General features: G+C 67.2%; 10 protein-coding genes. 9 read left to right on the forward strand and 1 reads right to left on the reverse strand.

Features of this window, described 5'->3' with window-relative positions:
• The first annotated feature begins 100 nt into the window (after nucleotides 1–100).
• The 5 genes from IEX41_RS14380 (at nucleotide 101) to IEX41_RS14400 (ending at nucleotide 6,523) form a co-directional block, all read left to right on the forward strand.
• Nucleotides 101–2,911, forward strand: coding sequence for a molybdopterin-dependent oxidoreductase (locus IEX41_RS14380; RefSeq protein ID WP_188790961.1), 2,811 nt, complete (start codon nucleotides 101–103; stop codon nucleotides 2,909–2,911).
• Between the two features lie 102 nt (nucleotides 2,912–3,013).
• The gene (locus tag IEX41_RS14385; RefSeq protein WP_188790962.1) at nucleotides 3,014–3,601 is read left to right on the forward strand and encodes a DUF6882 domain-containing protein; all 588 of its coding nucleotides are present in this window, start codon (nucleotides 3,014–3,016) and stop codon (nucleotides 3,599–3,601) included.
• A 259-nt stretch (nucleotides 3,602–3,860) separates the two neighbouring features.
• The gene (locus tag IEX41_RS14390) at nucleotides 3,861–4,673 is read left to right on the forward strand and encodes a 4Fe-4S dicluster domain-containing protein (RefSeq protein WP_188790963.1); all 813 of its coding nucleotides are present in this window, start codon (nucleotides 3,861–3,863) and stop codon (nucleotides 4,671–4,673) included.
• Nucleotides 4,673–5,542: a dimethyl sulfoxide reductase anchor subunit family protein gene (locus IEX41_RS14395; RefSeq protein ID WP_188790964.1), complete on the forward strand. Its 870-nt coding sequence runs from the start codon at nucleotides 4,673–4,675 to the stop codon at nucleotides 5,540–5,542. The genes IEX41_RS14390 and IEX41_RS14395 overlap by 1 nt, the downstream gene beginning before the upstream one ends.
• Entirely contained in the window at nucleotides 5,543–6,523 is a 981-nt protein-coding gene (locus IEX41_RS14400) for a nuclear transport factor 2 family protein (RefSeq protein WP_188790965.1), read from the forward strand. It abuts the gene before it with no gap.
• Nucleotides 6,524–6,568: 45 nt separating this feature from the next.
• On the opposite strand, the gene IEX41_RS14405 is transcribed toward IEX41_RS14400, so the two are convergent.
• Nucleotides 6,569–7,333, reverse strand: coding sequence for a WecB/TagA/CpsF family glycosyltransferase (locus IEX41_RS14405; RefSeq protein WP_188790966.1), 765 nt, complete (start codon nucleotides 7,331–7,333; stop codon nucleotides 6,569–6,571).
• Between the two features lie 374 nt (nucleotides 7,334–7,707).
• On the opposite strand from IEX41_RS14405, the gene IEX41_RS14410 reads away from it, so the two are divergent.
• Genes IEX41_RS14410 through IEX41_RS14425 form a run of 4 tightly spaced genes read left to right on the forward strand, consistent with a single transcriptional unit; the run spans nucleotide 7,708 to nucleotide 12,026 of the window.
• The gene (locus IEX41_RS14410; protein ID WP_188790967.1) at nucleotides 7,708–8,835 is read left to right on the forward strand and encodes a Gfo/Idh/MocA family protein; all 1,128 of its coding nucleotides are present in this window, start codon (nucleotides 7,708–7,710) and stop codon (nucleotides 8,833–8,835) included.
• A gap of 34 nt (nucleotides 8,836–8,869) precedes the next feature.
• Nucleotides 8,870–9,823: an NAD-dependent epimerase/dehydratase family protein gene (locus IEX41_RS14415; RefSeq protein WP_188790968.1), complete on the forward strand. Its 954-nt coding sequence runs from the start codon at nucleotides 8,870–8,872 to the stop codon at nucleotides 9,821–9,823.
• Nucleotides 9,820–11,058: a glycosyltransferase gene (locus tag IEX41_RS14420; RefSeq protein ID WP_188790969.1), complete on the forward strand. Its 1,239-nt coding sequence runs from the start codon at nucleotides 9,820–9,822 to the stop codon at nucleotides 11,056–11,058. Before IEX41_RS14415 ends, IEX41_RS14420 begins: the two co-directional genes overlap by 4 nt.
• Complete coding sequence (locus IEX41_RS14425) at nucleotides 11,055–12,026, forward strand: glycosyltransferase family 2 protein (RefSeq protein WP_188790970.1); 972 nt, start codon at nucleotides 11,055–11,057, stop codon at nucleotides 12,024–12,026. The genes IEX41_RS14420 and IEX41_RS14425 overlap by 4 nt, the downstream gene beginning before the upstream one ends.

The raw sequence follows: 12,026 nt of genomic DNA on the forward strand, positions 1-12,026 counted from the left end.
GATTTGCATCCCCGACGGCATGAGCGTCATTCGGCGCCCTTGCACCGAGACCTCTGGTCAGGGCCCCGACTTCGCTCTAGTTTTCCCCGACGGAGGAGCCATGAGCCCAGACCCGCAGATCGAGCTGTCACCAAAGATCGCGGACGAGGTCCGCAAGACCACCTGCTACATGTGCGCCTGTCGCTGTGGCATCGACGTGCATCTGAAGGACGGGCGTGTCAGGTATATTGACGGCAATCGCGATCACCCGATCAACAAGGGTGTGCTTTGCGCCAAGGGCGCGGCGGGGATCATGCAGGTCACTTCGCCTGCCCGCCTGCGGGCGCCCCTGCGCCGCACCGGACCGCGCGGGTCGGGACAGTTCGAAGAGATCACTTGGGACGAAGCGCTGGAAACCGCCGTCTCGTGGCTGAGACCCCTGCGCGACGCAGCGCCGGAGAAGCTTGCCTTCTTTACCGGACGTGACCAGTCCCAAAGCGTGACCGGCTGGTGGGCACAGCAGTTCGGCACCCCCAACTTCGCCTCGCATGGCGGCTTTTGTTCCGTGAACATGGCGGCGGCGGGCATCTACACGCTTGGCGGCTCGTTCTGGGAATTCGGCACGCCGGACTGGGAGCACGCGAAGCTTCTGATGATCTTTGGTGTGGCGGAGGATCACGACAGCAACCCCATCAAGCTCGGCCTCGCGAGGCTCAAGGAGCGTGGGGCGAAGGTGGTATCGGTGAACCCGGTGCGGTCGGGCTATGCGGCGATCTCAGACGAATGGGTGGGGATCACGCCGGGCACCGACGGGCTGTTCATCCTGTCGCTGGTGCACGAGCTCCTGCGCGCCGGGCGCATCGACCTCGAGTTCCTCGGGCGGTTCTCCAACGCGCCGGTGCTGATCGACAGCGACCCGCGCTCACCCACCCATGGCCAGTTCCTGCGTGACGAGCGCGGCAAGGAGCTGGTCATCGACCGCCGCACCGGCAAGGCCGCCCCCTGGGATGGCGAGGGTGTGGAGCCCGACCTGCGCGGCCGCCTGCGCCGCGCCGGGGTGACCCATGTCACCGTCATGCATCACATCGCGGAACGCTACCTGTCGGCCGAGTACGCCCCCGAGAAAGTCGCCCAGCGCTGCGGCATCCCGCCCGAACAGATCCGCCACGTGGCCGCCGCGCTGGCTCGCGCTGCCTTCGACGAGCCGGTGGTGCTCGACCGGCCATGGACCGACTTCCGGGGCAAGCGGCACGACACCATGCCCGGCCGCCCGGTGGCGATGCACGCCATGCGCGGCATCTCGGCCCATGCCAACGGGTTCCAGACCTGCCGGGCACTACACCTGCTGCAAACCCTTTTGGGCGCGGTGGAAACACCCGGCAGCTTCCGCTTCAAACCGCCCTACCCCAAGCCTGCGAGCGCCCACCCGCGCCCCCATTATCGCCACACGCCGGGCCAGCCGCTGGATGGCCCACACCTTGGCTATCCGCTTGGCCCCGAGGATCTGGCGCTTGCGGAAGACGGCAGCCCGGCGCGCATCGACAAGGCGTTTTCATGGGAGAACCCGCTGTCGGCGCATGGGCTGATGCACATGGTGATCTCGAACGCCCATGCCGGGGACCCGTACCCCATCGACACGCTGTTCCTCTACATGGCGAACATGGCGTGGAATTCGTCGATGAACACGCGCGGCACGATCCGGATGCTGACCGATGCGGACGAGGACGGCAATTACGTCATCCCCCGCGTCATCGTCTCGGACGCCTATTCCTCCGAGATGGTCGCCCACGCGGACCTCGTGCTGCCCGACACCACCTACCTCGAAAGGCACGACTGTATCTCGTTGCTCGACCGCCCGATTTCCGAGCCGGGGGCGGCGGCGGATGCGATCCGCTGGCCGGTGATCGAACCGGACCGCAACGTTCGGGCCTTCCAGTCGGTGCTGCTCGACCTCGGGGCGCGGCTGGGCTTGCCGGGGATGACCGACGCGGACGGCAGCCCGACCTACAGCGATTACGCCGACTACATCGTGAACCATGAACGCAAGCCGGGGATCGGGCCCCTCGCGGGCTGGCGCACCGGGACGAACGGCATCGGCCACGGGCGCGGCACCCCCAACGCGGCGCAGCTGGATCACTACATCGCGGCGGGTGGGTTCTTTACCGCACACATCCCGGACGAGGCCGCCTACTACAAACCATGGAACCGCGCCTACCAGGATTGGGCCATGGGCTTTGGCCTGCTTGATGCCCCGTCGCCGGCGCTGATCCAGCTCTGGTCCGAACCGCTGCGCCGGTTCCAGCATGCCGCCGAAGGGCACGGTGACCGCCAGCCCCCGGATCACCTGCGCGGGCGCATCAAGGCCACCTTTGATCCGCTCCCCATCTGGTACGCCCCCCTGTCGGACGCCTTTGAGGATCCGGCGGAATATCCCATCCATGCCATCACCCAGCGGCCCATGGCCATGTACCATTCCTGGGGCAGCCAGAACGCCTGGCTGCGGCAGATCCATGGGCAGCACCCGATGTACCTGCCGACCTACTGGTGGGAGAGGCTCGGGCTGTCGGACGGCGACTGGATCCGTGTGATTTCGAGCCATGCAGAGATCACGGTGCCCGCGGCCCACATGGCCGCGCTCAACAAGGACACGATCTGGACATGGAACGCCATCGGCAAGCGCAAGGGCACATGGGCACTGTCCGAGGGCGCGCCCGAAGCGACGAAGGGCTTTCTTTTGAACCACCTCATCCACGAATTGCTGCCCCCGCGCGGCGATGGCCACCGCTGGGCCAATTCAGACCCGATCACCGGGCAGGCGGCTTGGTTCGATTTGCGGGTACGGCTGGAACGATCTGTCCCGCCGAAGGAGAGCCTGCCAGTGTTCGGCCCCGTGGCCTCGCCCGTGGGCCGGGGAAAGGACAGGCGGCCGTGAAAGCTTGCGTTCATACCTGCGGCGAGACTTTCCCCCGCATCGCCGCACTCGCGCCGGAAACTCCGGGCAGGTTTGCTGCGTGTATTGAGTGGGAGAGCAGCGATGGCACAGTTCAGCAAGATTCAGATTCACAAGCGGGATGCGACGGCGGGACGCTACTGCGGAGAGGGCATCTGGGGCTGGTGCCGCGAGTCCTGCTCAGCTTTCGAGCTTCCGAAGGGCGAAGGCTTCATGGCGCTCACCCGGCGCATTGCGGCGGAGTTCGACGCGACCCTCCCCGAGCTTTACGACCTCTACCACCTGTCGGACCAAGAGGGCACCTGGGAGGTCTTTCCCGAACAGGGGCTGTTCAAGGTCACAACCGGTACGGGGCGCAGCTGGTACGCGCCCTATGGCCTCGTGGCGTCGTGGAACCGCGAGACGCACAGCTGGCTCTGGGGCTGGGGCATCCCGGCAAACCACCGCGTGCCCCCGGCGGTGCTGACTGTCCCCAGGCGCCTGCGCGAGACTGGCGCCATCCGCGGCTGGCGGGCGCTTACCGAACCCGCGCTTCTGGTGAACCAACACGAGGCATGGCAGCTGACGCAGCTGGCCGCCGATGCGTCCGACATGCCGCTGGTCTACCGGGCGCAGGTCAACGCGGTGAACCTGCACTTCTTCGCCATCGGCACGCCCAGCTGGTCCAGCTGACACGTGGCCGAGCGACACAACACAGACCAGAGCCAGGTATTCTCACGCCTGACAAACAGACCCCAGACAGACTGAAGCCAGCCCAACTGCCACTCGACCAATCGTCACTGGCCGTTTTGGCGCTGGGCGAGGTGTCACCGGGCAAGGTGTCACTGAAAGGCATACGGCCAGACCATCCACCATCGGCCGGCGGTTCTCCGTACCGTCTCGCATCAGCGTTCTTGGTCCCGTCCCGGTCATCGCAGAAGGAGCGCGCCGGATGACGATGCTCCCCCGTCCCGAAGACCGCAGCGGGCGCAAGCTTGGGCTGGTGATCGACCTCGACACCTGCGTCGGCTGTCATGCCTGTGTCATAGCCTGCAAGGGCTGGAACGATCAGGCCTACGGCGCCCCCCTGTCGGATAGCGATCCTTACGGCGACGCGCCCTCGGGCAGTTTTCTCAACCGGGTGCACAGCTACGAGGTCGCGCCCGACCCGCAGGCAGGCCCCGGTCCGCCATCAGGGCCACCGCCCGACCTGCGCGGCGGGCAGACCCCGACCCGGCATGTGCATTTCCCGAAGTCGTGTCTGCATTGCGACGATGCGCCCTGCGTGCCCGTCTGCCCCACGGGTGCCAGCTACAAGCGGGCCGAAGACGGCATCGTGCTGGTCAACGAGGACGCCTGTATCGGCTGCGGCCTCTGCGCCTGGGCCTGCCCCTACGGCGCTCGCGAAATGGACCCGAGCGCCGGGGTGATGAAGAAATGCACACTCTGCGTGGACCGCATCTATAACGAAACCCTCCCCGAGGAAGACCGCGAGCCCGCCTGCGTGCGCACCTGCCCCGCCAAGGCCCGCCATTTCGGAGACCTCGGCGATCCCGGCAGCGCTGTGTCGCAGCTGGTGGAGGACCGCGGCGGTGTGGCCCTGATGCCCGAACTTGGTGCCGCGCCGGTCAACCGCTATCTCCCCCCGCGTGAGCGAGACACGTGGGCCGGCGAAACCGACGTGCTTGCCCCCTGGCTCGAGCCGGTGGCCGAAGAACCGCAGGGCTTTCTGGGCTGGCTCGACCGGACCTTGGGCAAACTCTGATGAATCCGGCAAAATCCCTCATCTCGTTCACCACCCTGTCGGGGCTCGGCTTCGGACTGCTGTTCTGGCTGGGGGTCGATCCGTCGCCGCCCACGGGCTGGATCGCGGCGGTGTTCTTCGTCATCGCCTTCGCCCTGACGCTGGGCGGGCTCGCGTCCTCGGCCCTGCATCTGCGCCGTCCCGAGCGGGCGCTGAGGGCCTTCACCCAGTGGCGCAGCAGCTGGCTGTCGCGCGAGGCATGGCTGGCGGTGGCTGCGCTGATGGCGTCTGGCGCGCATGGGCTGGCGCTGACCCTCGGCGCGCCGATCCTGCCGCTGGGCTGGCTGGCGGCGCTTCTGGCGTTGGGCACCGTCGGCGCGACGGCGATGATCTACACTCAGTTGAGGACGGTGCCGCGATGGCACCACTGGTCTACCCCCGTCCTGTTCCTTGCCTTGGCGCTCACGGGGGGCGCGCTATTGTCCGGGCGCATCGTGATCGCGTCGGTGCTGCTGGCCGCGTTGGCTGTGCTGCAGGTGTGGGTCTGGCATGATGGCGACAAGCGCTTTGCCCGCAGCGGCACGACGCTTGGCACGGCGACGGGCCTTGGATCTCAGGGCACACCACGCGCGTTGTTCCCGCCCCACACCGGTGACAACTACCTGCTGTCCGAGATGGTCCATGTTGTGGGTCGCCGCCATGCCCGCAAGCTTCGCGTCATCGCCATCCTGTTGATGTCATTGATACCGATAGTGCTGCTGCAACTCCCCATGCCGCATGTTTTCGGCCTCATCGCCCTTGTGTCCCACGTGGTAGGCGTGCTTGTCTCGCGATGGTTGTTTTTCGCAGAGGCCGAACACGTCGTCGGGCTCTATTACGGGAGGCGCTGAATGCCCTTTCTTGCCGGGTTCGATGCCCGTTGGCAGGATGCCGCAGAATATCTTGACGCGCTGCGTCGCGACCTGTCCGAAGGGCGGCGGCTGGATCTTGTCCCCGATTACCTGTCTGACGACGTCGAGGTGCAGGACGGCGCCACCGTGCTTGCAGGCCCCGAAGCCGTGGGCACCGCCATCGCCGCACGGCTTGCCACGCTGCCGGGGCTAAGGATCACGCCCGAGGAAACGCTCTGGGCACCCGCCTCGCAAAACGCATTCGTCGCCTCGCAGCGCTTTCAGTGCCAGTCGCGGCATGATGGACAGGGTCTATATGCTGCGCCTACCGGTAAAATCATACGCTACATGCAGCTTTCAGACAGCCTCTGCGCCTGCGGACGGCTGAAGGCTCAATGGACCGTCCGCGACGAAGAGGCAGTGCTGAAGCAGATCGGCGTTCCCCTTGAGGATGCCGCCCGCTGGCGCCTTGCCACACCGCCCGGCTCCGAGCCCACGGCAGGCACCCCCGGCACCGGCAACGATGACGCGTGGGGCCATACGCTGGGCGATCTCATCTACCGCATCATGGGCGGAGAGCTGTCGGTGATCGCGCGCCATTATGACCCCGCGGCCGAGCTGTTTCACCCCGGTGCCACCATCGGCAGCGGCCCGCGCGAGGCCGAGGCGTTCTGGATGGGACTGCGCGCCGCCTTCCCCTCGGCCCGGTTCGACGTTCTTCACCTGCTGGGCGCGGACGAGCCACTGTCCCCGCCCCGCGCCGCTATCCGATGGGAGCTGACAGGCTGCCACGATGGCCATGGCGCCTTTGGCCCGCCCACCGGGGCGATGGTGCGCGTGCTGGGCATCACCCATGCGGAATTCGGGCCGAACGGACTGCGGCGGGAATGGACGCTGTACGACACGCCCGGCATTTACGCGCAGATCCTGCGCGCTGCCGGGTCGGCCGATGACGTCCCGCTGGAGCAGGACGAGGGCTGAGCCACTGCTCTGCCGACAGTGCTCTGCCCGTCTGTGCATCGCCTGTCAGTGCTGGGGGGCGCGGAACCGCTGCATCACCGCACTGGCCATCTGGCCCGGCAGGATGGCCATGCATTTCGCATAGCGTGGCCCAAGGCGGCGCGGGCTGTTGACCGCGCGCCACAGCCATTCCAGCGCATGATGCCGGACCCATTCCGGCGCACGGCGCTGCGTGCCCGCGAAGAAATCGAGCCCCGCGCCGATCGAGGCAAAACCCACCGTCGGTGCCAGCCGGCGCCCGGCGGCGGCGAACAGCTCTTGCTTGGGGGCACCCAGCGCCACGAAGCAAAGCCCGGCGCCCGAAGCGTTGATCTGCTCGAAAAGCTTCTCGGCCGCCGCGCCCTCCGGGTCGAAGCCCATGGGCGGCGACACCGTCAGCACCACCTCAAGGTCACGCACCTCACGTTCGAGGTAGCTCTTGGCGGCCTGCAGGGACTGCTCGGTGCTGCCCACCAGAGCCACGGTCGCGCCCTGCCGGGCGGCGACCCGGCACAGCGGCAGGATGGCGTCCGATCCGGGGATGAGGTCGACGGGGCGCTTTGCAAGGCGCGACATCCACACGATGGGATTACCATCCGCGGTGATCAGGTCATGGGCCTGGTAGGCCCGTCGGAAGGCAGGTGACGCGCGCATCTTCACGAGGTGGTCGAGATTGAGCGTCGCGAGCGCGAACCCCTGCTTCTGAGCCAACCGTTTCGTGACGAGGGCCTCAAGCGCCGACCATGTAGGAACGTTCACCGAAACCCGATTACCAAATGACCTGAATTCCATACGCCCAGTCTTTCCTCGCGCCCCCGCGCCAGTCTCAGGACGAGGATATAGCAGCCCGAAGGACTTTGTGGCGATCTTTTTGAAATTTTGTGGCAAAGGCAGTCCATAAGGGAAACAATCCAGTCAACTTTATGAAATTTCCTCCGGAACAGGGTCGAAACGCACTGCGGTCTTCGATGCGCCTGAATATCGTCATGTTTAAATGGTGAGTCGAAATCGCCCGGTCGCCGGCAGTTTGTCGGGATTGTGGCAAGGCAGAGGCAGGCCAGATACTGGGCAGACACTGGGCAGAGACTCGCCTCAAGCCGGGCAAAACGCCCCGACCCCGCGCAGGCGGGCGGAGTAACAATGCGCGAAGCGCGGAAAGGGGCGTCATGCGCCGGATAGCGATACTCGGGTGCGGTTTCGTCGCCGACCTCTACATGCGCTCGCTCGCGGCGATGGACGGGATCGAGGTGGCGTTGGTCTATGATCACGATGCGCCGCGGCTCGACCGGTTCTGCGCGCACTGGTCCCTTCCCTCCTCCGGATCGCTGATAGAGTTCCTCGGCAGCGTGCCGCCCGGCGCGGTGGTTCTGAATCTCACCAACCCTTCGGCCCACTACGAGCTGAACCGCGCCTGCCTCGAGGCCGGGCACCACGTCTATTCCGAAAAGCCGCTGGCCTTGGAGGTCTCCGAAGCGAAAGAGCTGCACGCCCTGGCCGCCCAGCGCGGCCTGCTGCTGGCCTCGGCCCCCTGTTCGGTGCTGGGTGAGGCGGCGCAGACCCTCGGCCATGCCATCCGTACCGGCACCGCCGGCACGCCCCGCGCCATCTACGCCGAGCTTGACGATGGCTTCGTGCCCCAGGCCGCCTATGACAAGTGGCTGTCAGAAACAGGTGCGCCGTGGCCCGCCGATGACGAATTCCGGGTCGGCTGCACGTTGGAGCACGCAGGATATTACCTTGCATGGCTGATCTCGTGGTTCGGCTCGGTCCGTACGGTGGTCGCCGCAAGCGCCGAAACGATCCCCGACAAGACCGGCAGTGGCCCGATGGCTCCGGACCTGTCCGTCGCCACGCTGTTCTTTGAAAACGGCCCGGTAACACGGCTGACCTGTTCCACCGTCGCGCCGCATGACCATTCCATCAAGGTGATCGGCGACAAGGGCGTGCTGCGCTGCAATGCGTCCTGGGACAATGCGGCCAAGGTCACCTACGCCCGCCGCTTGACCGTGCGGCGCCGCCTGATGGAACACCCGTTCCCGTCGCGCGTGCGGCTTGGCAACCGGACCACCCATCCAAAGGTGAAGCGCTGGGGTGCTGCCGCGATGAACTTCATGCTTGGCCCGGCCGAGATGTTCGACGCACTGGAGAAGGATCGCCCGTGCCGCCTGTCCGCCGATTTCGCCCTGCACATGACAGAGGTTACGCTTGCGATGCAGAAAGCCGGGGAAACCTCCGGGGCGCAGGCCATGACCACCCGCTGCGACGCCATGGAGCCGATGCCATGGGCCATGTAGCGGGCCATGCAGGGCGCGACATGAAGGGGCGGGCATGACCGGACGCGTCCTCATCACCGGGGCCAGCGGCTTCATCGGGCGCGCCTGCGTGGCCGAGGCACTGTCGCGGGGCCTCGAGGTGGTGGCCGTGGTGCGCGGCAGCGCGCCGGATTTGGGGCCGGATGTCACCGTGCTGCGCAGCAACCTCTCTCTACCCGGTTCGGTCAACCTCCTGAAACCGGCGCTGAAGGGCTGCACCGGGGTGATCCACGCCGCCGCCCATCTTGGCGGAGACGAAAGCGCCATCGAGGCCGACACCCTCACCGCCACCGGCAACCTTCTCGCGGCCCTGCCGCAGGACATGCGGCTGGTGCTGGTAAGCTCCATTACCGTCTATGACACCGGACGGGCGCAGCCCGGTGACAGCATCACCGAGGACTGGCCGCTTTTCCTGCCCGGACAGGCCCCCGATGCCTACGCCAACGCCAAGCTGGCGCAGGAAGCGCAGGCCCGCCTGCGCGGTGCTCCCCTGTGGATCCTGCGGCCCGGCGCTGTCTGGGGGCCGGGGCGGACATGGCATGCCCTGAACGGCGTCGACGCAGGCCCGCTGCACCTGACGCTGACCTCGGGCGGAGAGCTGCCCATAGCCCACGTAACCCGCACCGCCCATGCGCTGGTGGCCGCCGCGCTGACCGATCCCGGCGAGGTGCGGGCCATCAACGTCATCGACGACGACCGCCCCACCCGCGACCGCTTTGTCACCGCGCACCGCGCCGCCACCGGCTGGCCCCGGCTTGCCCTGCCCCTGCCATGGGGCGTATGGGCGGCGCTGGCACGGGCGCTGGTTCCGGTGGCCCACAAGGTGCCCGGCCTGCTGCGCGAGCCGGTGCTGAAGGCACGGATCATGCCCCTGCGCTGGCCCAACACCGCCCTGCGCGAGGCCCTTGGCGGGGCCGACACCGACCGGTTCGAGACACTGCTGCACGCCAGCCAGAAGGGGCCGCAATGAGCCTGCCTAAGCTTGCCTACCTCACCGGGGAATACCCCCGCGCCTCGGACACCTTCATCCAGCGCGAGGTTGCCGCCCTGCGCGCCCTCGGCCACGAGGTCGTCACCTGTTCGATACGCACCACCGGGGCAGAGCACCTCGTCGGCCCCGAACAGCGCGAGGAACACGGGCGCACCTTCAAGGTGCTGTCCGCCGCCAAGAGCCCCCTGCGGCTGGCCCGAGCGACCCTGCGCTTTGCCCTTGGCAGCCCGGTGCGCTTTGCCCGCAGCCTCTGCCTTGCGTGGAAAACCGCGCCCAGGGGCGTCAGGGGCCGGGCCTACAACCTCATCTACTTCCTCGAGGCGGCGGTGCTGGCGGACCGGCTTAAGGCGGAAGGGGTCGCGCATCTGCACAACCACATCGCCAAGGCGTCCTGCACCGTGGCCATGCTGGCGTCAGAGCTGTCGGGCATCCCCTACAGCTTCACCATCCACGGGCCGGACATCTTCTTCGAGCCCTACCACTGGCGCATCGACGAAAAGACCGCCCGCGCCAGCTTCGTGGCCTGCATCAGCGATTACTGCCGGTCGCAGCTCATGGTCTTCGCGGACCCGGCGCATTGGGACAAGCTGCACATCATCCACTGCGGCATCGACCCGGACCGCTACGCGCCCTCGGCCCACACCGGCCAGACCCTGCTGTTCGTCGGGCGGCTGGCGGGGGTGAAGGGCGTGCCCATCCTGCTTGATGCAGTGGCCGCGCTGAAAGACCGACACCCCCACTTGCGCCTTGCGCTGATCGGGGACGGCCCGGAACGCGCCGCGCTCGAGGCGCGGGCCAAACCGCTCGGGGAAACCGTGGTCTTTCTCGGCTACCAAAGTCAGGACGCGGTGGCCGAGGCGCTGTCGCAATCGGATGTCTTCGTCCTGCCCAGCTTTGCCGAGGGCGTGCCCGTGGTGCTGATGGAGGCGATGGCGGCGGGCGTTCCGGTGGTCGCCACGCAGATCGCCGGCATCCCCGAGCTGGTCAGCCACTGGGACAGCGGCATCCTCGTGCGTCCCGGCGACGTGGAGGCACTGACCGAGGCCATCGACCAGATGCTTGCCAGCGCCGACCAGCGCCGGGTCATGGGTGCCGTGGGCCGGGCCACGGTGGAGAGCGAATTCAACATCCGCACCGAAGCGGCGCGCCTGTCGCAGCTGTTCTGCAACTATGCGGACAAGCAGGCCCCGGCGACACGCGAGGTGCCGGAATGACCCTTCCGCCAGTGGACATCGTGCTGATCGGGCGCAACGAAGGCGCGCGGCTGGTGGCCGGGCTTGCCTCGGTGCTGGCGGACGGCACGGCGCGGCAGGTGGTCTATGTCGACAGCGGCTCCACCGATGACAGCGTGGCCGAGGCGGTACGGGCGGGCGCAACGGTCGTGCAGCTCGACATGTCGATGCCCTTCACCGCGGCGCGGGCGCGCAACGAAGGCTTTGCCGCACTGGAGGCTCCCGAACTGGTGCAGTTCATCGACGGCGATTGCACGCTGGTGCCGGGCTATCTGGAAAAGGCCCGCGCTTTCCTTGCTGAGCATCGCCGGATTGGCATGGTCACCGGTTGGCGGTCGGAAATTCACCGCAACGCCTCGCTCTACAACCAGCTGGCGGATTTCGAATGGCACCGCCCGGCGGGCGAGATCATGGCCTGCGGCGGCGACATGCTGGTCCGGGCAAAGGCTTTCCGCGCGGTGGGCGGGTTTGACCCATCGGTAATCGCCGCCGAGGACGACGAGTTCTGCACCCGCCTGCGCAAGGCCGGCTGGCAGCTTCACCGCATCCCCGAGGACATGACCCGCCACGACGCCGACACCCACCGCTTTTCCCAGTGGTGGAAACGGGCCATCCGCACCGGCCACGGCTTTGCGCAGGTGAACGCCCTGCACCCCGACTACTTCGCGACAGAATGCCGCCGGGTGATGATCTACGGCGCGCTGTTGCCGCTGGTCTTCGTCGCAGGCCTCATGATCTATCTCCCCGTAGCCCTGCTGGCGCTGGCGGCCTACGCCTTCAACTACGCGCGCACGACCCAAGGCCTCATCCGCGAGGGCCTGCGAGAGGGCGAAGCGATGCGGCACGCAAGCCTCATCACCCTGTCCAAGATCCCCAACATGATCGGCCTTGCCACCTACCACTGGCGCAAACGCCGGAACGCGCAGATGCGCATCATCGAGTACAAGTGA

This window comes from Salipiger pallidus (assembly GCF_014643635.1).
Classification (GTDB): Bacteria; Pseudomonadota; Alphaproteobacteria; order Rhodobacterales; family Rhodobacteraceae; genus Salipiger; species Salipiger pallidus.